The following is a 26,154-nucleotide window of genomic DNA, read 5'->3' on the forward strand; positions in this document are numbered from 1 at the left end:
CTCGATGGGCGTGATGGGGATCGTGCAGGCTAGTAAAGAAAGTGCGCGGATACCGCGGGATGATGGACAGGGAGTTCGGGTTCGGGGAGATTAATATATAAAAGGAGATGGAACGAAAAAATGAAAAAACTACTAGTATCTACTCTTGCACTATCTATGGCATTACCGTTTGGAGTCGTAAATGCAGCAGTTCCGAAAATGTTGAAGGCAGACATGCCTATCGAGGTTCTATATAATGCCCGTAAAATTGCATTCGACGTGAAGCCTAAGATGGTTGATGGTACCGTATTGATTCCTGTTCGGTACGTAGCGGAGAAGCTGCAAGCGACTGTTACCCAACAAGGCAGCACGATTCTGATTGTAAAAGGAAGCAAAACGGTAAAGCTATCGATCGGATCGAATGTAGCTGTTATTAATGGGGAGAGCGTAACATTAGCGCAGCCGGCCATCGTTGAGAACGGGCGTACGCTTGTCCCGATTCGCGTGATCAGTGAGGGGCTGGGTGTTCCTGTTCGCTGGGATGCAGTGGCGCAGTTTGTATGGGTGGGGAATGAGGATATTCCGAACGTCGAGGATGTAGCGGATCTAGTGGGTATTAAGCCTTTTTTACCCTATTACAAAGGCAGGGAAGTTTATCTAGATGTCTTTCAGTCAGGACAAAAAGCTACGCAAGCCTATGTTTTAGATTACAGTGATTTTCCGTTTATTTTGAATGAGTCTATCTATTATCGGTGGGATTTGTCGAAGGATACTCGCGGTGTTACTTATATCAAATCAACAACCACTCAAAGCGGCTCGATGGGGACAGGGATCTTTTATCTCTCGGATGTTAATAAATTCCGCAACCGACCAGAACTTTTCAATTTCCGCGAGTCTATTGGAGCGTTTCGTATTCACTATTACTTTATTGCTCTCGGAACGGATCTTGATTCACTAGGAGACACAAATTGGGCTAAGTTCACACTTAAAGATGCGAAATATATTGGAATTAAAAGCTCCGTTGGATTGAATTCCGCTCCTATCGTTGTCAAAAATCCATTCAACTAAGGAGATACTATGAAGCGATTAACGAGTATCACCTTTATAGTTACATTGATGTTCAGCATGTTTATTAACCTAGTTCCAGAGAAAGCTGATGCCGCCCTTGGAGATAATGCGAGCGTTATGCCTGTCCTTGATTACAATGCTGCAGGTGAAGCTCGGTATTATGCTGTTGGATTCATGTATTATGAAACATGGAGTAAAAATGACGGCACATGGGATTCAGCAGATCTCGATGCACCTGGAAAAACAGTTACGTTCACGCATCCATATACCTTCTCCTTTACAGGAAGAAAGGTACGCGATGTAAAAATGTACAACTTTAAATCTGCAACGGATATGGATTTATATCAGCGATCTCGGGCAGGATCAGAGGACTACCTAGAATTCTCTAGTTTCGTAAGTTCTAATATTGGAACTCCCATTAAAAGCAATGAAACGGGAAAAGGCACTTCGAGCATTTCTTTTACGGCATCTGCTCCAGCGGCATTAAACTCTGCTGACAATTACGACATGAATTTTTTATTTCATGATTCTTATTGTCCAACTTGTACGCTATCAACAAAAATCTACCGTTACTATCTTCCGATTCTATTTGAAATCCAGCTCGACGGCGTACTTGAAATTCATCACTACACAACGTCTGGCACGAATATCGATGCGGCCTTTACCAATCAGACGCAAAACATGACACAAGGCCAAAGCCAATCAATCACGCCTGGAACGGCTGCTGGCTATACGTATAACGGGTATAAGAAAAGTACGTTTAGCCCCCCAAGCGGGGGATCGATCATTACTGGAAGCCCACCTTCCTTTGTATATGATGGGAAATATGATCGATACTATCTCAATCTTTACTATGATCAAGAAACGGTTTCAGATGGCAAAGCTCATGTGCGCCATGTCACGACTACCGGCCAGAGTCTCAGTTCGGTGTTTCCTGACAAAACCATTGATTTAACGAATGGTAATTCTTTTACTCCAGCGCATCCTTCGGCTGCTGGGTATGTCTATAAGGGTTATGTCAAAACCACAACAGGCGCGCCGCCGACTAGTCTTAGCAGCCCGACAGCAGGGGAATACAGCATTCCAATCTATAATAGCTCCTCATTCAAAACGCTCTATCTTTATTACATCTACGATGTAGTAAGTGCCGGCAAGATCCACGTTCGGCACATGGTTCGTAACAGTTCCTCTGAGCCCTACTTGCAGCAGAGCGACGAACTGATTCCTGTACCGACTTTACCGCATTCTCAAGTGATTTCAGCCAATTCTGCAACATACGGAATACTTGAAGGTAAGAATCTCTCTTATGTAGCATATTCCAACACCGTAACAGTTGGATCGAGCGCCAGTGTGAATTTAACCGCTGCGCTGCCGGAAGCGTATGTAACCTTCTTTTATGAGAAACCAAAGGATACCGGGCCCAATGATCCGCCAAGCTTCCAGATTGGCTATGTCTACCCGTACGCACCGACAAAACCACTGACCCAAGTCCTTGAGGGGACGGTGCTCGATCTTATCTATATTGAGGATCCAGCAATCCCAACGCCACATGATCCAGATGGTGACCTTATGACTTTCTTGGGCTTCGATTTCGGGGCCGGAAATGCATTCGTGCAGTCGATTCCATCGAAGAGCGTTGAATATAATGACGGCCAGCATACATTGACTATGGACAAGCTTGGATCACACCGTGTATGTGCTCAGATGAGAGATGAGCATGGACTCACGACTACAGCTTGTACAACAATTCAAGTTGTGCCGCCTAACCCAGTTCCAATTATCGACGGACCTTTCGAGGTTGTCGAGGGACGGCCGCTGCCTAGTGCATTCGGTTCCTCTCATAGTTACAGTCCCATTGCTGGCCGTTCAATCGATCACACAAGAGATGAATGGACGAACAAAAAGTCTCTCTATGTTACGCCGGGTACTGAAATGATTACACTTAACGTGTACGATGCGATTGGGTTAAAATCCCTTGCGCCTGCTCAGCACACGTTGACAGTAAAGCCTGACTTGCCTCCAGACGTGACAATCACAGGTCCGTTGAAGCTGCTTCGGAACGTCACTGGCAATTATACGATCGATATTTTCAGTATCGACGGTGACACGATCGTGTCCAAACAAATTAAAGAGCGTTACGATAAAGACAACGATGGAAACTTCGTTGAAGAAACTCCTGTCAGCATAAACTTTGGAACAGGGAAGATTGATCTTAAGTATCTATCCGTTGGGAAGCGTCAAATCGAAGCCTGCGGAACGGAAGACTGGGGAAAAAGCGTATGTGAATCCATCATCATTGACGTCATCAATGATGCCCCATTCGTTTCGTTTGAGATGAAAGGCGATAATTCCTCTCCTCCTCTATATGGGATGACATACAAATTAAGGCCAAGCGATCTGATATCTTCAACGTGGAAGAATACGAGTCCAGTGAAGCGATGGATCTGGGATAGTGAAGAAAACTCTCTGTCTAGTGTGGTTTCATACGGAGTTAACCTGTGGAGAGGGCCTTCGAAAACAGGAGTAACGGTTAGCCTATTGACGGATCAAAGTGACAGTACAGTCTTATTTGATGATTACAAGATGGTCATCGTTCCAAACAGCAGTAAACGAGCTAAGGATATTGAGGTCTATAAAGGTTCGACTCTGCTTCGCACCTATTCGCAAATAAGTGTAGAAGAAATCGACCGAAGCTTAGAGCTGGTCTATATTATAGACGCAGACTACGATTACCTTTATACGTTTACGCAATTAGCTCTAGGCCAGGCTCCTGAAGCGAAGATTGCGAATCCTAATACTTTCTGGGGTTCGGCTGGAAGTGACAGTTTTATTGTTGGAACTCACTCGATGCTGATTAATAAACCCATTAAATTTAGCCTTGACTCCAAAAATATATATACGACTAGAACTTTCCCGCAAGTTCAGTCCGGAACTAATCCAGATGCATCTGACAATTTTCTATTCCCGGCACCTCATTTAATAAATTCGACAACAGCCTATACCGAAGATTTACCAGCCGGGGTGTTCTATGTTCCTACGGGAAAAGCGCATGAAGGGGTCTCAATATCCCCGCTAGGATACGATGCAAATGGAAATGTTTACTACGAATCTTTCGATAAGTGGTCTAGAACGCCATCTCAAGGTTCTTCATCAAGTGTAACTTTCTATGAATTAGCATTGACTAAACTCGACGGCAAGTCAGGCAAGCCTGTCTATACCATCAAGGATGGTACCATGTATGATTATCAATTCGGCGGCTATAGTCGTAGTAGTGGTTATAGTTTCGGAGGAAAGCTAGCCGGTAGTTCGGATGGCAGCAAAATTGGCTATATCGTCCGCTATAGCGGGACGCATAACTTAATCGCCAGAAAGGCAAGCGATGGCAGCCTGCTTCTTTCGAAGGCTTTAACTGCAACTGACTACATTATTGGATCATACAAAGACTACATTATCGTACAAGCTGCTACTGAGATTCGCGCCTATAAATTTAGCGATCTGTCACTTGCGTGGACAGCAACGGGAAGGATAAACGATTTAAAATTCACACCGAATGGATATGCTTATGGCACCTATGATACACAGGTTCTACAACTAGATCTAGAATCCGGTCAGTTAACGATTCTTGCTACAATGGGAGCGTATATCTATTCGTTGACGACTTTAAAGGATGGACAACTAGACGTTGAATCAGGGTATCGAAGTCATTACCTTCTTGCCTCTTCGACAATACAAGATAGACATTATGATTCATACGGGCAATTCTATAGCGATACGCTGCCACTGGAGGATGATCTATCAATCGGATTTAAGATGAAATACAACTTCAAGTTTCTAGACACCGATATTTCATCTGGCTTTTCATTCCGCATGGTAGACAAAGATAATATGTACCGGGTAGAAGCATCTAATGATACTGTGCGATTGGTGAAAATCGAGGATGGAACGAGAACTCTTCTAGCGCAAGCGGATTTCATCATGCGACCAGGGACGTACAGTTCATTTACGATTAAAGCTCTTGCCGATAACATTAAGATTTATGTGAACGGCACTCCATTAATTGATGTAGAAGACAGCACTTTTACTGAGGGCAAGTATGGTCCGTACGGGAACACGGAATTAACCGAATTTAAGGACATGGAGCTAACGGAAATCTCCATTAACAAGTCTTTAATGCTCAATACGGCTTTGGTTGGAGATAATGTCCACTACTCCTTGACCAATTTCGATACGGAGAATGATCCTCTGGTAGCTAATAAGACGAAGTGGACATATAACAAAGTTGCTGAGAAGTTCTTAGATGCAGGTGACGGTAAATCCGGCCCTTCTAGTTTGTCAGGAACAACGTTTACTACACCTCAATCTCCGTTCGATAAAGTCGGTGCATATGATGTGGCCTATACAACGCTGGATGATCCGAATGGTGCGTATTTATTTCCGAATCTGACATTCAATGATTATCGTAAGGAATCAAACACGTACAGCACGCAAGTCATTGTTCATCGCAGACCAATTTCAAACTTTGCGCTATCCGTAAATGCGGATGGCACAATCAAGTGGACAGATTCCAGCCACGATCCAGATCGATATTTAAGCGCAACTAACTACTCGACAGAGGCAACAGGCATTGACTATAAAGTGACCAAAGGCATCATGGAGAAGAGCTTTTACTACATAACGCCAAGTGGAACGATGGTTAATCAGAAATTGGTGGCACCACAGGAGCTGGGTAAATATGAAGTTGGTATGGCTGTAAGGGACGAGTATCAAGCGTGGAGCAGCTATTATACGGTAACAATCACCGTATCCAAGATCGCTGGTGCCAATGACCCGCCGATACCTGGCTTTACAACTACACCTGTAACCACCTATCGCGGTGTTCCCATCACAATTGACTCCACAGCAAGCGATAAAGAAGATGGTGGACCTGTAAATCTTGCCCATCAGTATTTTATCTTGAGTCAAAGCACGGGAGTTGAAAGCTTCCAGAGCACGGTTAGGACGACATGGACCAAAGCATTCAATACCATGGGTACGTTCAGTATCCGACAGGTCCTCACAGATTCTCTGGGACAGGAAGCTCAGATAAGTAAAAACGTTCATATTATCAATCGAAAGCCAATTCCGGATATTTATATTCCGAGCAGTACGGATCAAAACAATCCAACGAAGATGACGCTGCTGCGTCCTGCCTTCAAGTGGAATTACGGAGACCCGGACGACGATCCGCAAACCAAGTATCAGCTTAAAATCTATCGTTACGGCGGCATCTTAGAGTTGGATTCCGGTATTCAGAACGGTTCGGTCTTAAATTGGGTTCCAAGCACGGATCTTCCGGAAAAGGTCAACCTATATGTAGTCGTCCGTGCGTACGATGGATATGACTGGAGCGACTATAGCGCGCCTAAATATTTATTTATTGAAACGAACCAGCCGCCTGCCGCGGATCTGGACTGGCTGCCCAAACTTGCTTATGAAGGCGACACGATTTCCTTGTCTCATGCAATCACGGATCCGGATCATGATCATGTCGACCTTCGATATTCCATTACGGACCCTGCCGGAAGAAGCCAGTTGTACAATTTCTCGGGGGATTTTCCTTATCCTACTGTGGGTCCGAGCATTCCAAGCTCTTCGGCAGGAACCTATTTGATTCAGCTCTCGGTCTCCGACGGAAAGGCTCCTCCGGTCATCGTCCACAAAACCATCACCGTGCTGCCGCTATCGATAAGCGGACAGGTGAAACATACGGAACTGTGGGATGAGCGTCGTAAGGCGAGCAATCGCGAAACCAGCGGCAACGAGAATAGCCCCCGCGCTTACGCGGTATATTGGGCAGGGGAGAAATTCATGTTGTCCGCTACTACGACGGCTACCGGAACCGTAACGATTGCCGATCAAGTGAAGGTCACGATGAACGGAATGACAGTTACTCTTAGCCCGACGAATGCAGCAAAGACATCTTGGGCAGGGGCGATGTGGGAGGAGAGCTTCGAGGAGTTCGGCGACGGGCCGCTGACGTTCACGTTTAAAGCCATTTACAATAATGGTACAGTCAAGACTACGAATGTGACGATTACGATTGCAGGCGATGTGCAGCAAACGATCGGCGTTCATCGCGTGCAATAATTAAATTGATTTTGGACGAAGCTGCTCCTTCGTGGGAGTAGCTTCTTTTCCCATTTCTCGCCTATGCAATAACATATTTATCCGAACGTTATCAAGGCATTCGCCGCCTTTTACAAATAATTAGACCTTCGATCATGTGACCAGCCCATGGGTGAATGCATATGATACCTATGACATTTGAGGTGGAAGAAGGAGAGGGCTATGGCGAAGAGCAGCAAAGGAAAAGGCCCCAAAGGGCGGAAGCCGTTATTTTATGTGGATAATCCGAACGCGTCGGAGTTGAAATGGCTCGAGGAATTGAAGAAGAAAAAGCCGATATCGGCGAAATCGGAAGAGAAAATGGTTCAAGTGAATGCAGCAGCACCTGTGCTGGAAACAGAAACTCCGGAAGAGGTTACGCAGCAAGTGGAGCCGGAAGATCAGCCTCGGCAAGAGGTTGAAGTGACTACTGCGCAGGAAGTTGCGGAAGTTGTGGAACAACAAGCGCCGCAGCAGGAGCCGGTCGTGGTTGTCTCGGAAGAGCCGGCCGTGCTGATTCCACATACACAGACGGAAGCAGAATTACAGGCATTGACAGAAGAAGTAGAGCGGCTGGCCCGCGAGAACGAAGAAGCAGAACGACTCCATATTGAGCAGATGGAGGAACTGTTGAAACAGGAGCTACTGCGCAAAGAGGCGCTAGTAGCCGAGAAGCGTATGCCGGATTCACCGCTGCCTTTCATACACACGGACGATATTGCCGACAATGCCATAACATCGGCTAAATTGGCATATGGTACGGTTGACTCCGACCGGATCAAGCAGAGTGCGGTCATTACGAACACGATTGCCGATTTCGCGGTGGAAAGCATCAAAATCGCTAACGGTGCCATCACCTCGTCCAAAATCTCGTCGGAGTCCATTACGGGCGACCATTTGACGAAGAATGCCATCTCAGGCACGAAAATTCGCGACCGCTCCATTACAGGCGATAAGCTGCGTGACAACAGCATTACGTCGGAGAAGCTGGCTGACCGGACAATCAGCGCCGATAAGCTTGCGGAAGGGTCCATTGAAGCGAAACATTTGAAGCCGCTTATTGTTACATCAGAGCTGCTCGAAGATCAAACCATTACTTCCAGCAAAATCAAAAGTGCGGCGATCCGTACCGAGAATATTGCCAACGAAGCCATCTCAACCTCAAAGCTTGCGGAAGGCTCCATCACTCGCTCGAAGATTCGCGATGGCTCGATAACTGGTGAGAAGATCAGCATTGGAGCAATCGATTCCTCCCATCTTCTGCCCGGACTGCTGCTTGCGGAGCATGTAGCATCAGGCGTTCTGCTGGGCAAACATCTGGCGCTGGGCGAAATTACAGCTGCCCATTTGGTTGAAGGAGCAGTCGGCACCAGAGAACTGAAAGCCGGTTCCGTAACGTCCGAATCCATTGCGCAAGGAGCTGTCGGCTCGAAGGAGCTGCAAGACGGCGCCGTGAAGTCGCAGCATATCGCTGCCGCCGAAATCGGTACGGAGCATGTGCAGGATTACTCGATCTCGTCACCGAAAATTGCAGACCTGTCGATCTCCACGATTAAACTCGTCGATCATGCGGTTACGGCATCCAAGATCGCGGATCATAGCATTACGGCAAGCAAGCTGACTGATGATGCGGTTCACGGTAAACATCTAAGCAGACTCAGCATCAGCGGCGACAAAATGTTATCCGACACGATCGAAGAACGCCATCTGGCGGAGAACTCGGTCGGCTCGAAGCAATTGATTGATAACAGCGTAGCTACCGGACATCTGATCAACGGTTCCGTTACGGATAAGAAGCTTGCGGCCCAGTCGGTGAAGCAGGTGCACATCAGCGCAGCTGCTGTCGGTCAAGTACAGCTGCAGGATGAGTCGGTCAGCGAGCAGAAGCTCGTCGATGGCAGCGTAAGCAGCGCTAAGCTGGCAGAGCTTTCTATTCAGACGAAGCATCTGGCGGATGAGTCCGTCACATTTGATAAAATCGGTCCGGAAGCGGTTCGCGCCTTCCATCTTTCGCCGGGAACGGTAACGGAAGAAGCCATCTCGCCGGAAGCGGTAACCTCGCAGCATTTGCAGCCGGGGCTTATCGAAGCGTATCACATCAGCGAAGGTGCGATTGAAACAAACGCACTTCAAGATGGCGCGGTGAAATCCATTAAGCTGGCAACCGGTTCCGTATCGGAGCGGCATTTGGCAGCGGGCTCGATTCACTCTCACCATTTGGCGGATCACATCGTGAATTCCCTCAAGCTGTCACCGGAGAGTGTTTCTACCGATAAGCTGACGGACTGCGCGGTGACATCAAGTAAACTGGCTGACAGCAGCGTAACGACGGCTAAGCTGGTGAACGGTTCCGTTACAAGCGATCAGTTGGCTTTTGGTTCCGTTACGCGTAAGCATCTGGCCAAAGGTGCAATCGATGCAGAGCATCTTGCCAAAGGCATTATCACCGAACGGCATCTGTCGGCAGGCATCGTCGGCAGCGATGCGCTGGCTCAAGGTGCGGTTACGGGCGATAAGCTTGCACTGGGATCGGTAACCGGCGGTCATCTGAGCAGCGAATCGGTAGGCAGCAAGCACTTGGCGGAGCAATCCGTCTACGGCGCGCATCTTGCACCGGATAGCGTTCGCGACGTTCATCTGAGCAATGATTCGGTTACCGCAGCGAAGCTGAGTGAAGGCAGTGTAGCAGGTTATCATTTGCAAAATGAAGCGGTAAGCTCCCGTGCAATCGAGCCTTCCGCGATTCATGGCCAGCATGTAGCTGCTTCTGCCATTGATTCCAATCATCTCGCAGAGTCTTCGGTTGGCAGCACGCATCTGAAGATCGACAGCGTCCTGCAGCTTCATTTATCCGAGGAGTCCGTTGGCACGGATCAACTGTGCGACGAAGCGGTAACAAGCTCGAAGCTGTCATCGCTCTCTGTGCACGGCGATCACATCCAACTAGAGACCATCGCAGGCAAACACTTGAAGGCTGAAGCCATTCAAGGGTACCACATCCGCAAAGGTTCGATCTCCCAAGCGCATTTGGCATCGGAGTTTTACACGTTTGATAAGGCGCCGGATGGCATCATCCATGGCATCAAAATCAAACGCGGTACCATCAGCAACGATACGCTGAGTGACGGGGCTGTCAGCAGCACGAAGATCGCAAGCGGAGCCGTTGGATCCGAAGCGCTCGGCACATCGGCGGTTGGCGAAGGACATTTGCAGCCAGGCGCGGTAACGCTTAGCAAAATTGCACCGAAATCGATCGCAAGTGCGCATCTGACTGCAGGCGCTGTCGGAAGCGAAGCGTTGGGCGAAGGAGCGGTGATCAGCTCGAAGCTGGCAAACGGCGCAGTCGGTTCGGATGCGCTAAGCAAAGGAGCGGTCGAAAGCTCGCATCTGGCAAGCGGAGCGGTCGGAACGGAAGCGCTGAGCGACAGCGCGGTTACGAGCGAGAAGCTGGCGAATGGAGCGGTTGGTTCGAAAGCGCTGAGCGACGGAGCTGTAACAAGCGTGAAGCTTGCGCCTGGAGCAGTGAACACAGATGCGCTTGGCAACAGCGCCATTACGAGCGAGAAGCTGGCGCGCGGAGCTGTCGGCTCGAAAGCGCTCGGAGACGGAGTCGTAACCAGCGCGAAGCTGTCGAGCGGAGCAGTCGGCACGGATACAATCGGCGATGGAGTGGTGACAAGCGCGAAGCTGGCGAGCGGAGCGGTGAGCACAGAAGCACTCATCGACAGCTCGGTGACGGGCGTGAAGCTGGCAAACGGTGCAGTAGGCACGAAAGTGCTGAGAGACGGAGCGGTAACAACCGCGAAATTGGCACTGGGAGCCGTGAGTACGGAAGCACTCAGCGATAGCGCGGTGACAAGCGAGAAACTCGGAATAAGTGCGGTAAGTACGCAAGCAATCAGCGATGGAGCGGTAACAAGCGCAAAGCTTGCGAGTGGATCGGTTAGCACGGAAGCGCTGATCGATAGCTCGGTAACAAGCGAGAAGCTGGCAAGCGGAGCAGTGGACGCGGAAGCGCTTGGCGACAATGCGGTAACAAGCACGAAGCTGGCAGCCGGAGCGGTCGGCACGGATGTGCTCGCCGACAACGCAGTCACAGGTGCGAAGCTGGCCAAAGGAGCCGTCAGCGCCGAAGCGCTGGGCAACAGCGCAGTAACAAGCGCGAAGCTGTCGAGCGGCTCTGTCGGTACGGAAGCACTTGGCGACAACGCGGTAACAAGTGCGAAACTGGCAAGCGATTCGGTCGGCACAGATGCGCTCATTGACAGCGCAGTGACACGTACGAAGCTGGCTAGCGGAGCAATCGGCACGGAAGCGCTCAGCGACGGCTCGGTGACAAGAGCGAAGCTCTCCGGCGGCTCGGTCGGCACGGAAGCGCTTGGCGATAACGCGGTAACAAGCGCGAAGTTGTCCGGAGGCTCCGTCGGCACGGAAGCACTCGGTGATAACGCGGTAACAAGCGCGAAACTGGCTAGCGGAGCAGTCGGTACAGAAGCGCTCGGCGACAGCGCGGTAACAAGCGCGAAGCTGGTGAGTGGAGCAGTCGGCACGGAAGCGCTGAGCGACGGTTCGGTGACCAGCGCGAAGCTGTCGAGCGGATCGGTCGGTACAGAAGCGCTCCTCGATAGCGCGGTAACAAGTGCGAAGTTGGCGCTCGGATCGGTTGGCACGGCAGCACTCAGCGACAGCGCAGTCACAGGTGAGAAGCTGGCAGGCGGAGCGGTCAGTACGAAGGCGTTGTGTGACGGAGCAGTTACAAGCGAGAAGCTCTCTAGCGGAGCAGTTGGCTCGGAAGCACTTAGCGACCACGCCGTAACAAGTGTGAAACTGGCGAGCAGCGCAGTTGGCACGGAAGCACTCGGCGATAGCGCAGTAACAAATGCGAAGCTGGCAAGTGGAGCAGTTGGAACAGAAGCCATCGTCGATGCAGCCGTAACAAGTGCGAAACTGGCGAGCAGCGCAGTCGGCACGGAAGCGCTCAGCGACAGCGCGGTAACAAGTGCGAAGCTGGCGCCCTTGTCGGTCGGCACGGAAGCGCTAGGCGACAGCTCGGTTACGAGCACGAAGCTGGCACTCGGCGTAATAAGCGAAAGTCACTTGCAGCATGGAGCAGTGACATCGAACATCATTGCAAACAAAGCCATTGGTTCTGCTCATTATGCAGCAGGTTCCGTGGGTAGCGAAGCGATCAGCGATGGCGCTGTCAGCGGCACGAAGCTGGCGAACGGAGCAGTTGGTGAGAACCAGCTGCAAGCCGGCTCAGTGACGCTTAGCAAGATCGCAGCACGCTCCATTACGACCTCGCATCTCATCCCTGGCTCCATCGAAAGTGTTGCTTTATGCAACGGATCGGTGACCTCGGAGAAGCTGGCAGTCGGTGCGGTTGGCACAGAAGCGATCGCTGACGGAGCAATTACGCTCGAGAAGCTTGCGCCCGGCGTACTAGCGCCGGCTCAGCAAACCATATCAAACGGCTGCATCGAGGAAGGCCACATTGCAATCGGAGCAGTGAATTCAGAGCAACTGGCAGACGGCGCTGTAACAGGTGTCAAAATCGCCCTCGGCAGCATTACGGCAGCTCACTTTGCTGAAGATGCATTCCCGGTTCAAGCAGCTCCGGCTCCGGAATTCGCTGTGGAAGGCAGCTCGCTGCAAGACGGCAGCATTAGCAGCGATAAGCTCGATTTCACACCGGTTACGACGGTCAAACGGGAAACAGCCGTCATCCAGCAGTTCGGGCTTGCGCCGTACAGCTTCCAAGGCCAAGGCGAGCAGATTGACATTACGATTGGTTTCGACCAGCCATTCAGCAACAACGTTTATGTGTTCGTTGCGACGACGGATCAGCCTTCCTGCTATGCTGTAATCAAGAGCAAAACAGCCGAAGCGGTTCAACTGACAATCGTGCGGACCCGAATCAGCCCAGAGCCAATCGGTCTGGTGAACTGGATCGGAATCGGCCAGTAAAATAGGCAGAAATCATAGCCGGAGCCCCCTCAGGGAGCTCCGGCTATTTGGTTATTAAAGTATATTCCAGTTGACAGCGTTCTCATTTCTCGCGTACGATGTACCTATCAGATAGGTAGCAAGGTGAAAGGGCGAACAGCGGACAATGAAGAAAATTCAAAAAATACTAGTACATGAACAAGTATCGCAGGAGATTCAGAACTTCATAGAAGAGAAGGATCTTTCCGAAGGCGACAAGCTACCCTCTGTAGAAGAAATGACGCAAATGTTCGGTGTCGGCCGCTCCTCGCTGCGCGAAGCGCTTCGCTATTTGGAAGCCATGGATATTATTCAGGTTCACAATGGCAAGGGTATCTTTGTTAAAGACGTCAACACGTTCCGCTTTACCGGGAAAGTGAAGATTGAACGGGAGAAGAATTTCCTGTTGTCCATTCTTGAAGTGCGCAGGGCGTTGGAAGGACAGTCTGTCGTCCTGGCATCCAAACGGATTACCAGCAAGCAAATTGCCGAAGTAGAAGAGTGTCTGGAAGAGTACCGTATCTTGAAAGAAGGCAATAAAGACACTTCGCAGGTTGATTTAGCTTTTCATCGTCACATTATTAAAGCTGCGAATAACCCGGTGCTAGAGACCGTGCTAGATTCGATTTCAGGCTTATATGAGAAGTTTTTTAACGATCCGCTAGGAGACAAACAGCTCTTTGATGAGACGTATCCGTTTCATATTACGATGTTTAAAGGCATTGCAGCGCATGATACGAGGACTGCATTGGAAGAGTTTGGCAAGTTGATGGATTGCATCGAGGCGAAAATAAAAAGCGCCAAGTAAGCGCAATTTTTTCCTTGACAATGATTAAGCGCTTTCACTATAATCAACCTATCAGACAGGATGACTGTATGACTGTGTGATACATGATATTAAATAGGGGGATGACATCAATGACAAGTCGCAACAAGCTTCTTACTACACTGCTTTGTGGTGTTGTATCAGTTGGTCTTTTGGCAGGATGCGGTAACAATTCGAATGACGGCACGGCTAGTAACTCAAACACAAATGCAAATGCAGGTGCAAGTGACGAGAAAGTAAAGCTACGCATGATCGAAAGTTTAACAAGTCCGAACAGAACGAAGCTGATTCAAGCTTCGATTGACAAGTTTGAAGCTGCGAATCCGAACATTGAAGTCGAATTCATTTCCCCTCCATTCGACCAAGCAGACAACAAGATCAGAACGATGCTGGGTGCCAAAGAAGATATCGACATCCTTGAGGTTCGTGACCTGAACGTTGCTGAAATGGTGAATAACGGCTTTGTTGAGCCACTAAACACATACGCAGATAAATGGGCTGATTTCGGAACATTGACAGCGATTTCTAAATCCGTTGGTTCCGTAGGCGATAAATTATACTTCATTCCAAACGGTCTTTATGAGAGACAACTGTTCTATCGTGCCGATTGGTTCAAAGAATTGGGCCTAACGCCGCCAAAGTCATGGGATGAGCTCTACGAAACAGGCAAGAAGCTGACAGATCCCGCGAAGAACCGTTTCGGATTCTCCTTCCGCGGAGGTTCAGGTTCGACAGGTACAACGGATGCAATGATTCTTTCTTTTAACGGTGCAAAGGTGAATTTGGAAGACTCCATGTTCACAACAGACGGCGCAACGGTTTACTCGACGCCTGAAGCGAAAGCGGCAATGGAGCTTTACCTTAAACTTTATAAAGATGTATCGCCACCGGATTCCGTGAACTGGGGCTTCCAAGAGCAAGTACAAGCCTTCACTTCCGGCGTAACAGGTATGCTGCTTCAAGATCCTGACGTTATTCAATCGCTTAATGAGAAAATGGAAGCAGGAACATGGGCAACAGCACCTCTGCAAACCGGCCCAACAGGCAAAGCATTACTCGCAGCAGGTGGAGCAGGCTGGGGTATCGCAGCTAACTCGGAGCACAAAGAAGCAGCTTGGAAGCTGATCGAATTCTTGTCGAGCCCGGCTGAGAACACGCAATTCTCGAAAGACTTTGGACTTATTCCGGTTCACTCCAGCGCTTCCGAAGATGAGTTCTTCAAAACAGGCCCTTACAAAACATTGCTCGACATGTCCAACCAACCGGATACTTTCGTAAACTTCAAACCAGCATTCCAGTACGCAGGTAATGCACAATGGGGACAAGTTGCAATGGAAACCACGCAAGCGCTTCTGCTTGGTCAAGCGAATCTGGATGATACGCTGAAGAAGTGGGACAAGTACTGGGTAGACGAAAAGGCTAAATTGAATAAATAAGGATTCATCAGGAGGGCGGCGACAAGCCGCCCTCACTAAATTCAAAGAGCAAGGCGGTGTCTTATGAAAAATCAACGCATCTTTATACTATCGGGGCTGCTTCCCGCTTTGTGTCTCGTGTTAGTGTTTACGTATTATCCGTTTCTAAAAGGGATTTTAATGGCTTTCCAAGATTACAAGCTGTTCGATTTACGTAATGTACATTTTGTCGGTTTGGCGAACTTTAAAGCGGCTTTCCATGATCCTAAAATTCTAATGGCCATGAAGAACAGCGCCTACTGGGTGTTCTGTTCCTTGATCCTGCAATTTACACTTGGACTCCTGCTGGCTTTGGCGATGAAGAAGCAATTCAGAGGCAGAGGAATTTATCAAGGCTTCGCTTTCTACTCATGGGCATTATCCGGCTTTCTAATCGGGTTGATTTGGAAATGGATGTTCAACTCCCAAATCGGGGTTATCAACGATTTGCTCCTTAAGTTAGGCCTTATACACGAACGTATCGGTTTTCTATCCGATCCCAAATGGGCGATGGTTTCCGTTATTGTCGCCAACGTATGGTACGGCGTTGCCTTCTTCGCAATCATGCTGCTGGCTGCCCTGCAATCCGTTCCCGGCGAACTCTACGAAGCTGCGGACATGGATGGCGCGACCGGAATGCGGAAGTTCCTGAACGTAACCTTGCCTTACATTATGCCGACTATTATCGCGACAACGCTGTTGCGCGCGATTTGGATATTCAATGATCCGACGATCATTTACGGCTTGACCAACGGTGGTCCTGCCGGAACAACACATATTCTGTCCTCGCTTATGCTGGACAAAATCCTGTATGGCGGCGACTACGGTGCCGCGTCAGCGATCGGTATTATTATGATAATTATTTTGCTGCTTTACACAATTTTCTTCCTGGCAGTCACAAAGGCTGAGAAAGTAGGTGATTTCTAATGAAGCAACGCCTTCTGAGCCTGTTCCGAATTGGTTATTTATCCCTTTACTTAATCGCGATGATTTTCCCGCTTTATTGGATCGTCATCACGTCTCTTAAGCCGCAGAAGGATATTTTCTCTTATCCGATCAAATATTGGCCGACTACATTTACGCTTGATAATTTCATTAATATTTTCAAAATATCCAAGTTTCACGTCTACATCGCTAACAGCTTTCTGATTGCGATTTCGGCTGCATTAGTCGTATTGGTTATTGCGGTATTGAGTGCGTATGTACTTGCCCGTTTTTCTTTCAGAGGACATCGCCAAATCATGTTAGCGTTCTTCATTACACAGATGCTGCCCGGATTTATCGCGCTTGCACCGCTGTATCTGATGATGAGCCAAATGAACCTGCTCAACCACCGAATTGCGCTGGTCTTGATGTATACGGTAGGGCTTATCCCGTTCTCGACCATTATGCTGCGCGGCTTCTTCCAACGTATTCCCGGCAGTCTTGAAGAAGCGGCAATGATTGATGGCTGCTCGCGTTGGTCGGCACTGATTCGGATTATTATTCCCGTCATGCTGCCAGGTATTGCATCTACATTTATTTTCGCCTTTGTACAGAACTGGAACGAGTTGTTCCTGGCCGCTTTGTTTATAGATAACGATTCACTCAAGACGATCCCGGTCGCTATGAATTCATTTATTCTAAAATTCGATGTGGATTGGGGCTCAATGTCAGCAGGAGTGGTATTGTCGATCATTCCAACGATTTTGATTTTCGCCTTTGCACAGCGTTTCATCGTTGAGGGTTTGACACAAGGAGCAGAAAAAGGATGAGTAAAACGGAAACGGGACATGATGCAGCTACAGCCAGAGAAAAACAATTTACTCAAGTCTCTTACGATAAACTCGATTCGAGGCATCATGGCGCGATCCATATGCCGATTTATCAGAACAGCTTGTTTGCTTTTCAGACGTATGAAGAGTTCGACACTGCTTTTCAAGCACTGCTCGACAACCATATCTATTCACGTGGCAACAATCCTACGGTAACGTATCTGGAGCACAAGCTAGCGGAGCTCGAAGGCGCGGACAAGGCTAAGTGCTTCGCATCCGGTATGGCTGCCATTTCGTCGGCCATCTTGTCATCGGTGCAGCAAGGGGATCACGTCATTTGCGTGGATCAAGCTTACGGCCCGACGAGAGAGTTTCTAGGCAGTTACATGGTGAAATTCGGCGTGGAAACGACGTTTGTGGATGGGACCAACATTGACAACTTCCGAGCAGCGGTTCGTCCGAATACGAAGCTGCTCTATCTGGAGAGTCCAACCTCAGGATTGTTCGAGCTGCAAAACCTGCGTGAATGCGCGGCTTATGCCAAGCTTATTGGGGCACGGACAATCATTGATAATACGTGGGCTACGCCTTGTTTCCAGAGTCCGCTTGATCTCGGCGTGGATCTGGTTGTACATTCCATTACGAAATACATTAGCGGTCATAGTGACTGCGTCGGCGGCGTCATTCTTGGCTCAAATGAGCTGATTGATCAAGTCGGATATGCAGAATATATGCTGCTTGGCGGACTCATGACGCCGCAGACGGCAGCGCTCGTTTCCAAAGGAATGCGCACACTTCCGCTGCGCATGCAAAGACACGAAGAGAGCGGATTGCTGCTGGCGGAGTTTATGAGCCGCAAAGCATATGTAAGCCGCGTCAATCATCCCGGCCTGACTTCGCATCCGCAATATGAGCTGGGCAGAAGCCAGATGAAGGGCTACAGCAGTTTATTCTCCTTCATGACGGACGAGCCGCTTGCGAAGATGAGAGCTTGGGCAACGAAGCTGCAATTTTTCAAAATCGCAGTCAGCTGGGGCGGCTTCGAGAGCCTCGTGACGGTGAACGCACTTCCTCCGGGAAGTGACGGACAGTCCGCTACGGTGGTTCGCCTGTACGTGGGGATGGAAGATCCGAAGGATCTGATGGCGGATATTGATCTCGCTTGGGAGTCGTTGTAAGGTAGGTTCGCAAAAGGGCTAAGGGTCGGTTTTCGACTCTCAGCTCTTTGTTTTATTCGGAGGCTGTCCTTCCTTGTAGTGCCGCTACCGGTAACCACAAACCACATCCGCGGTGGCGCCTTGCACCTCGACCTGTAACCCGTACCCTGTAACCCGCACGCCGCACCCCGCACGTCGAACGCCGAACGCCGTACCCTGTAATTCGAACCTCGAACTCCGTACCCCGTAGCCCGTACCCTGCTCCCCGAACGCCGCACCTCGTACCGTGCCCCCGTACCACGCAATGTACTAATTTCTAACCGTAATCTCTACTCGCCTCCGATGTTCGTTAGAATTGGAAGGCGGGGGGGTTCTTGGGCATACGGCTAATAGTAACGACCTCCTCCACGGATCGTTAGATTCGAAAAGTGCCAGTTTTCGTGCGAATAAGACCTCTACGGTTCGTTAGAACAAAACGCAGAAAGGCTGTCCCGGACATTGCAATGCCGCCGTTCCTTAATCTTCGCAACGAACAAAAAGGGACTGTCCAGTCATCAAAATGATGACCGGTAGGACAGTCCCTTTTTGCGATGCTGGCTTGATGTGATGTGCGTCATATTGCTGCTAACCAATTGTGAACCGGTAATCATAACGTTTGCCGGAACGGCTGATGATCTTGTACCCGCAACAGGTACGGGCAATGGTGTAATAAATCGGTACATTGCCGTCGGGATCACCGGACAACATGGCACGGACCCGAATTCGTGTACTCGTAATGCTCAGAATGCGCACGGATTCGACGATATTCGGAATCGGTCCGGGATCGCCCAAAATGACATAAACCCTCCCGTTATGCACGATGGACTTCAAGCTGCGCAGCTGCATGCGGCTATAGGTTATACCCCAATACTTGCGAAAATAAGCGTAAATTTTAGCCCTGGTACTATAGCGCAAAGGTAGCTGGACGTATTCCGTGCGGCCGACTTTAATCTCTTTTCTATTAAAGCTCGCGCCGTACACATCAAACCAAGCCGCTTCGGCCTTGTTTAGGAAGACACGAAGTGCTTGTCGAAGCTGTAAGCTTTCTACCATTTGGCATCACCTCCTCTATGTCAACAGCATATGTAATTAGGTAGATTCAGTGACGTGAAAAACGCGTAAAATCAGCGCGGCTCCTGCCTTAACGTACATCAGCCGTTCCTCTTGCACTCTATCGTCCATAAACTAACTGGTAAAAAGACGGATATGGAGGTGAACGAGTTCATGAAGCCTAGCAGCGGAAGAGTCGTCCAGCAGATTCGGAAGCAGCCGCTCCTAAATGATAGAGTCTATGCCGGGTTATCGATGGCAGCCGGGAGCCGCGCCATTCGTGCAGCGTGGAGCGAGACCTCCGCTGCACCTCCAATTGCAGCACTATCACCTCCAAAGCAACAGGTATCTTCCCGATCAACAAAATCAGCCATCGCAGCGAAATCCGTCCCGCGAGCAAGTAAGAAGGCAATTGTGCAGAAAGCCGAAATGAGAAAACGAGCAGCAAAGCAGCCGCCGATCGTCCAACAGGCGGCGACGACCAATTCCGGAAAGTCCTTCTCCAAAGCCGCCCCGAAGAAGCCGAAACAGAAGCAGACTCCGGTAGTTGAAGCCATCAGGCAGCAAGCATTCCGAATAGCTGAGCCACAGCCAATGCCAGAGGTACAGCCGCAACTGCACTCGCAGCCTCAATCGCAACTGCATCCACTTTCGCAACCTCAGCCACAACCCGAGCCGATATTGACGATATCTGCAACTCCGACCAATCCGGTCGTGTCGGTCATCATCCCGGTCATGAATGAGCGTCGTACCATTGGGAAAGTGATTCAAGAAGCGAAGAAGGTACATTCCAGCGTGGAAGTGATCGTCGTCATCAACGGATCGACTGACGGCTCGGCGGCCATCGCCAAGCGCAAGGGGGCTAAGGTTATTCCGTTCGCGGAGCCGCTTGGTCATGATGTCGGACGAAGTGTCGGGGCTGCCGCCGCCAGCGGGCAGGTGCTGCTCTTTCTCGACGGCGATATGATCATACCGGCATCGGGGTTGAGACCCTTCGTTCAATCGGTACTGCATGGCGGAGTAGATGTGGCACTTAACGATTACTCCGGCCCTACGAACAAATCATCCGTCCACAGCGTCGTCCTCGCGAAACATGCGCTGAATACAATCCTGAGGCGTCCCGATCTGAAAGGCACTTCGATGACAGCAGTCCCCCATGCCATCAGCCGCACCGCATTAACGAGAATCGGTGCCGACGCACTGGCGATACCGCCGCTCGCGCATGCCAAAGCCGTGCAGCATGGACTAACAGTATCCGCAGTAAAACGCATTAATGTGGGGAAGCTCAACCTGCCCCGCAAGCAGAGAGAACGGACGAATCCGCTTGAGCTGCTCATAGTAGGCGATCACTTGGAAGCCATTGATTGGCTGACGAAGCAGACGGATGATCGCGGCGGATATACGGATATGGCGCGAAAACGTTATTTGGCGAGGTGAACGTATGCAATCCAGAAAGTCAGGCCGCTCAGGCAAAAGAGCGACTACGAAAACCCGCACGCGTCGCTCGCGCGCGGGGCGAACCGGCCAAGAACGCGCTGCCGGCAGCTATACCGGCAAGCTGAGAACGGCCTATAATGCCGGCTATACCGATGGTGCGCTTCTTCGCAAGAACGGACATACCACGCAGGCTGGTACCACGGAAGCGAAGCTGCGAATGAATGAGCGTTGGACGACGCGCTGCGCAGGCCGAAACCACACCGATGCGCTGCGAGTCAAGCTGCTCTCGGAAGGCAGAGCCTATGCCGACGGCTTCGCCGCAGCCCTGGATTTGCCGCGGGGGATGTGGCAGCCGGTCGCAATGGGGAAGTCAGTCGCGGCTGTCGTCCTCTCCGTCCCGGGCATGAATTCGTCCGCGATCAATCAGCTGCTGCGACTGCCGCTTCAGGAAGTGATCGTCGTGCTGGAAGGTGGCAGCGAAGGCGAGTTTGCGGAGCTTCGCGCGGTGCCGGAGATTACGATCATGCGAATCGGAGAGTCGCTCGGCGCAGATGTCGGGCGGGCGATCGGAGCTCGCATGACAAGGTCCGATATTGTCCTGTTCGCCGACGGACAATCCATAATGGCAGCAGAGCAGCTGGCGCTTATGCTCTCGCTTGCAGAGACCGGCGCGGATATTGTGGTGGCGGATCAGACGCCATCACTTGGGATTTTCAAGACTTGGGATGAAGCTGCACGCGTTCGAGCATTCATGAACTGGTCGCTCGGTCGTGCCGAGCTGCTGGCAAACTCGGTTGAGCTGCTGCCGCATGCCTGGTCGCGCCATGGAATGGAAACCGTAGGCGTATCAACGCTTGCGGTCCCGCCGATAGCTCATATGGCGGCCATCCAGCACAAGCTGATATTCCGAAGCTGCTCGCTGAACAAAGTGCGCAAGAACAAAACGGTCGCTATAAGAGGACCGGTAGGAGTAGTTTCCAAGGAGCTGTCGGTCGGCGACCATGTTGAAGCGCTGCAGACAGCCATGAGATCGAAAGGTCCAAGACTGGCATTTCCAGATCAGGTTCGGCGGCGTGCCGCTGCGGGAGGAACAGCAACATGAAAGGCATGACGAGCATTATTATACCGAGCTACAACGGCCTATCGCTTCTGCAGGATGCCATCGAAGCCATACGCCGGTATACCGACTCGAATGAGACCCCCTATGAAGTGATTGTCGTCGACAACGGATCTGATGACGGCACTTGCAAATGGTGTATCCGAGAAGGAATTCCCTGTCTGTCACTGGCCAGAAACACCGGATTTCCATTTGCCTGCAACCGTGGATTGCGTATGGCGCGCGGCGAATATCTGATGCTGCTGAACAATGATGTGACCGTTTCAGCCGGCTGGCTGCCTGCATTAATCAGTGCACTGACGGCACGCGCAGATATCGGCATGGTTGGACCCGTAACGAATTACATCAGCGGCAGACAGCAGGTGGAGTATCCGTTCAGCTCCATGGAAGAGTTTCACGGCCAAGCGGCAACGGCGCTCGTGAAGGAAGCAAAGCGAAGTGAGCCGATCATGCGGCTGGTCGGCTTCTGCATGCTGTTCAAGCGTTCGCTCTATGAACGGATCGGTGAGCTTGACGAGAGGTTCACGCCAGGTCATTACGAGGACGATGACTATTGCTTCCGGGCTCGCATGCACGGGTACAGTCTGCTCATGTGCAGGGATGTGTTCGTTCATCATCGCGGCAGCGCCAGCTTCAAACGCAGTAACCCGCAGGAATTGCAGCAGCTCGTCGAGCGCAATCGGCAGCATTTTATAGCCAAGTGGAAGGTAGATCCTGCTAAGTTCATGTATTGAGCGAATCGGCAAAGCAAAGGAGGTTATTTATTTGAAAGCTGTTATCTTGGCCGGTGGTACGGGAACGCGCCTAATGCCGCTGACGAAGCTCTTGAACAAACATTTGCTGCCGGTCGGGAGGCTCCCGATGATATGCTACAGCATTAACAGTCTGCAAGAGGCTGGAATTACGGACATTTTGCTCATTACAAGCCGAGTCTCTGCAGGGATGTTTACTTCTTTTCTCGGAAGCGGCGTAGAGTACGGGGTGTCACTTACTTACCGCATCCAGGAAGAAGCCGGCGGAATCGCCCAGGCGCTTGAGCTGGCGAGGTCTTTCGTTGGCGAGGATGCCAAGTTTATCGTGCTGCTGGGTGATAATTTGTTCGAGGAATCGCTGGCCCCTCATCTGGAAGCGTTCATGCAGCAGGCTGACGGAGCGATGGTGCTGCTCAAGCAAGTGCCTGACCCGGAGCGCTATGGGGTACCGGTATTCGACGAGGAAGGGCGGATTATTCATATCGATGAGAAGCCGAAGATGCCATTAACCGACAGCTGCGTAACGGGGATCTATCTGTTCGATCGCGAAGTCTTTCATTTCATTGCGGCACAGACGCCATCGCTGCGCGGGGAACTGGAGATTACCGACGTGAACAACGTATATGCGAGCATGGGGAAGCTCGCCCATCGGCATATCACCGGTTGGTGGACAGATGCCGGTACCTTTCAATCCCTTCTTGAGGCTTCGATAAAGTTTAGCGGGGATGATGGACCATGAAGGTGGCGGTAGTCCACAGAAACGTGATGCTCACAAGCAGCAGCGGGCAAGGGCAGGTCGCGACCAAACGTAGTGTGTCGGCACTGAAGCCGCAGTCCCAGTCCCAGTCGCAGCCGCAGCCGAAGCAGGCTCCCGCTCCCGCAGCGGCTAAGACTTCGGGAGGCAATGCGCCGCAGAAGATCGTGAAGAAGCAGGCGGTTCCAGCGGCAACCGGAGGCAGAAGCGGAGCTGCAAAAGCCGGGCAGTCAAGGAAATCAAGCGCGAATGGCGCCAAGAAAAGGACAAGAGGGCGGAAGCCGTCCTTGGTCAAGAAGCGGGGGCGCCGCCGGGGACAGCGCGACAGCGCCGTGCTTCCACCCGGTATGGAACATGGGCAGTTTCACGACAATGCTTTTACGGCGGGTTACGAGCTTGGCAAGTACGAAGGAGGAGAGCTGCTGCTGGAGCAAGCGCTGCCGATGAATTTGCTGCTCCCAGAGGTTCGGCTCCAAGACGTCATTGCCATCGGAGCCGAGTATTTGCGGCCGAGATGTCTGCCGTTAATGGATGTTCATGAGGTGTATGCCGAGATGGAACAGGCCATTCATGAGCGCAGACCGTGCGCGGTCGTCAGACTTGGAGACGGAGAGCTGCTGACACTGGCGCAGGAAGTCGTCTACGACACCGCTACGATCCAGCGAGAGGGCACGTTTCTCCCCTATGCCGGCGTGAATCCGCCTGATCTGCTGGCGCGCGACCAGCTCTTGCACGCTATACGTCATGCGCATATCGTCGGTGTGCCGCTGGCGCGCAGAAAGCATTTTCACCCGCTGCTGCATCCGGTGTTTCGCGCGCATCAACTTGACCCTGGGACGCTTCGGATGACGAACTCGACGGTCAATTACGGGCTTTCCCAAACCGGTCTGCTCGGCAGCCTGCTCGCCGGCAAGCAGCTGCTTGTCATCGGCAATGCAGCTCCGGCGCTGGCGCATATGCTCACGGAACGGGGATTCATGGTGTCAGGGCTCATCAGTCCGGTACGGGGAGTGCGTGACGTGGAACGCGTCATCTTGGAGAGTCGAGGTGTTGAATTTGATTTGGCGCTCGTGTCCGCGGGAATTGCGGCTGTTATGATTTGCACCCGGATCGCACACGAGCGGAGCAAGACAGCGCTTGATTTTGGCCATATGGCAGATGCCATTGTGAAGGGACAGATCGCGCTTACGCATTAAGGATAGGAGAGGGCAGAGCGGATGAGAAGGCAAGCGCATGCGCATCGCAAGCGGAAGAAATCGACGGCTACGAGTACCTCTGCAGCCCGCAAAACGAAGAAATCCAGCCAATTTCCAATCGGAATGGCAGCCGGCTATCAGGAAGGTGTCCGCACGGGGTACTTTGGCTTCGGTACTTATTTTGAAGGCACAAGCATCATTATTCCAAGCTATAACAAAGTGGACTTCTTGAAGAAATGCATTGCCAGCATCGAGCTGCATACGCCGAGCGCCTATGAGATCATCATCGTCGACAACGCGTCTACGGACGGTACGGCCGCCTACTTGCGCGGACTCGGCAACAGGGTTCGGTTTCGGGTGCTTGAGACGAATCGAGGCTTCGCCGGCGCGATTAATATCGGCATGATGATGGCGAAGGGATCTTACTTGATGCTTCTCAATAACGATACGATTGTGACAGAGCGTTGGCTGGGCAATATGCTGGCCTGTTTGAACAGCGATCCCGCAATCGGCATGGTCGGTCCGGTGACGAACTATATCAGCGGCGATCAGCGCATTGAAGTGCCGTACAAGACGGTAAGAGGCATTGCGCCATTCGCAAGACTGTATAATATTCCTAACCCGGCCAGATGGCAGCGAACGGACCGATTAACGGGCTTCTGCCTGCTGTTTCGCCGCGAACTTTGGGATCGAACCGGTTACCTCGACGAAGGCTACCGGATTGGAAACTATGAGGACGACGATTACAACATCCGCGTACGTCTGCAAGGGTATACGCTTGTCATCGCGCGCGATTCCTTCATTCATCATTTCGGCAGTGTAAGCATGAAGGAGCTTGGAACGAAGTTTGTAGAAGTCAACGATCATAATTTGCAGGTGTACGTAGAGAAATGGGGGAATCCCCACGATCTCGTCTATCAGGTTCAAGCCATGAACGCAGCCGGTGACCGCGCACAAGGAGAAACCGCCTTCTTTCCAGAGCATGTCATCGTTCGCGGAGTGTCCGGGGCGCTCTACTGGGTGGAAGGCGGTATGCGTCGCCCGATTGTAGGCCAAGTTACCCTGCCTATCGTACGGCTCTCGCAAGTGGATTTGCGACGCTGGCCAATCGGGGAGAGCATTGCAGTCGAAGCTGTTGAAGCTGGCTGGCACGGAAGAAGCATTGAAGGGGCGCTGACGATGCAAGGCGTTACGGCTGCTGGTGCGGACGGCAGTTTCTATGTGGTCGCGAACGGCGTTCGGAGAAGAGTGGCAAGCGCGAAAGCAGCGGAGGCATGGTGCCTGCAGTGGAAGCCTGCAGGATTGGTGACGGAGGAGCAGCTCGGCATGCTGCCTGAAGGATTGCCAATCATTGCTCCCGTTCAGGTTGCCGATCAGTTATAGCGCACAGGAGTCTTGGCTGTGCCAAGCGGAGAGGGCGGCGCATATGTTAACAAAGAGAC

At 51.1% G+C, this 26,154-nt stretch carries 15 protein-coding genes; 14 read left to right on the plus strand and 1 reads right to left on the minus strand.

The genetic code is table 11. The features are described 5' to 3' along the window. Positions 1-120: 120 nt before the first annotated feature. The 8 genes from AC0YNS_RS12680 to AC0YNS_RS12715 all read left to right on the plus strand — a co-directional run bounded on the left by AC0YNS_RS12680 (position 121) and on the right by AC0YNS_RS12715 (position 18,388). The gene (locus tag AC0YNS_RS12680; RefSeq protein ID WP_475781348.1) at positions 121-1,047 is read left to right on the plus strand and encodes a copper amine oxidase N-terminal domain-containing protein; all 927 of its coding nucleotides are present in this window, start codon (positions 121-123) and stop codon (positions 1,045-1,047) included. 9 nt (positions 1,048-1,056) lie between these two features. Continuing rightward, a complete protein-coding gene (locus tag AC0YNS_RS12685; protein ID WP_475781349.1) occupies positions 1,057-7,173 on the plus strand; it encodes a hypothetical protein in 6,117 nt (2,038 codons plus the stop codon). A 201-nt stretch (positions 7,174-7,374) separates the two neighbouring features. Then, the gene (locus AC0YNS_RS12690) at positions 7,375-13,158 is read left to right on the plus strand and encodes a WIAG-tail domain (RefSeq protein WP_475781350.1); all 5,784 of its coding nucleotides are present in this window, start codon (positions 7,375-7,377) and stop codon (positions 13,156-13,158) included. A 145-nt stretch (positions 13,159-13,303) separates the two neighbouring features. Further along, complete coding sequence (locus tag AC0YNS_RS12695; protein WP_475781351.1) at positions 13,304-13,984, plus strand: FadR/GntR family transcriptional regulator; 681 nt, start codon at positions 13,304-13,306, stop codon at positions 13,982-13,984. Positions 13,985-14,094: 110 nt separating this feature from the next. Then, a complete protein-coding gene (locus AC0YNS_RS12700; RefSeq protein ID WP_475781352.1) occupies positions 14,095-15,438 on the plus strand; it encodes an ABC transporter substrate-binding protein in 1,344 nt (447 codons plus the stop codon). A 63-nt stretch (positions 15,439-15,501) separates the two neighbouring features. After that, positions 15,502-16,383 carry a carbohydrate ABC transporter permease gene (locus tag AC0YNS_RS12705; RefSeq protein WP_475781353.1) on the plus strand — a complete coding sequence of 294 codons (882 nt, stop codon included), beginning with the start codon at positions 15,502-15,504 and terminating at the stop codon, positions 16,381-16,383. Further along, complete coding sequence (locus AC0YNS_RS12710; protein WP_475781354.1) at positions 16,383-17,210, plus strand: carbohydrate ABC transporter permease; 828 nt, start codon at positions 16,383-16,385, stop codon at positions 17,208-17,210. Before AC0YNS_RS12705 ends, AC0YNS_RS12710 begins: the two co-directional genes overlap by 1 nt. Then, complete coding sequence (locus AC0YNS_RS12715; protein WP_475781355.1) at positions 17,207-18,388, plus strand: trans-sulfuration enzyme family protein; 1,182 nt, start codon at positions 17,207-17,209, stop codon at positions 18,386-18,388. Before AC0YNS_RS12710 ends, AC0YNS_RS12715 begins: the two co-directional genes overlap by 4 nt. Positions 18,389-18,991: 603 nt before the next feature. On the opposite strand, the gene AC0YNS_RS12720 is transcribed toward AC0YNS_RS12715, so the two are convergent. Then, the gene (locus AC0YNS_RS12720; protein ID WP_475781356.1) at positions 18,992-19,459 is read right to left on the minus strand and encodes a DL-endopeptidase inhibitor IseA family protein; all 468 of its coding nucleotides are present in this window, start codon (positions 19,457-19,459) and stop codon (positions 18,992-18,994) included. Between the two features lie 171 nt (positions 19,460-19,630). On the opposite strand from AC0YNS_RS12720, the gene AC0YNS_RS12725 reads away from it, so the two are divergent. Genes AC0YNS_RS12725 through AC0YNS_RS12750 form a run of 6 tightly spaced genes read left to right on the plus strand, consistent with a single transcriptional unit; the run spans position 19,631 to position 26,095 of the window. Then, positions 19,631-20,893 (plus strand): glycosyltransferase family 2 protein, encoded by a 1,263-nt coding sequence (locus AC0YNS_RS12725; RefSeq protein ID WP_475781357.1) that lies wholly within the window; start codon positions 19,631-19,633, stop codon positions 20,891-20,893. Positions 20,894-20,897: 4 nt separating this feature from the next. Then, positions 20,898-21,995: a glycosyltransferase gene (locus tag AC0YNS_RS12730; protein ID WP_475781358.1), complete on the plus strand. Its 1,098-nt coding sequence runs from the start codon at positions 20,898-20,900 to the stop codon at positions 21,993-21,995. Continuing rightward, the gene (locus AC0YNS_RS12735) at positions 21,992-22,744 is read left to right on the plus strand and encodes a glycosyltransferase family 2 protein (RefSeq protein ID WP_475781359.1); all 753 of its coding nucleotides are present in this window, start codon (positions 21,992-21,994) and stop codon (positions 22,742-22,744) included. The genes AC0YNS_RS12730 and AC0YNS_RS12735 overlap by 4 nt, the downstream gene beginning before the upstream one ends. A gap of 31 nt (positions 22,745-22,775) precedes the next feature. Beyond that, entirely contained in the window at positions 22,776-23,501 is a 726-nt protein-coding gene (locus AC0YNS_RS12740; RefSeq protein ID WP_475781360.1) for a sugar phosphate nucleotidyltransferase, read from the plus strand. Beyond that, a complete protein-coding gene (locus AC0YNS_RS12745) occupies positions 23,498-24,712 on the plus strand; it encodes a GT-D fold domain-containing protein (RefSeq protein ID WP_475781361.1) in 1,215 nt (404 codons plus the stop codon). Before AC0YNS_RS12740 ends, AC0YNS_RS12745 begins: the two co-directional genes overlap by 4 nt. Positions 24,713-24,733: 21 nt before the next feature. After that, positions 24,734-26,095, plus strand: a complete 1,362-nt coding sequence (locus AC0YNS_RS12750; RefSeq protein ID WP_475781362.1) for a glycosyltransferase family 2 protein — start codon at positions 24,734-24,736, stop codon at positions 26,093-26,095. Positions 26,096-26,154 lie beyond the last annotated feature (59 nt).

The sequence above is a fragment of the Paenibacillus sp. J22FR21 genome, assembly GCF_056269135.1.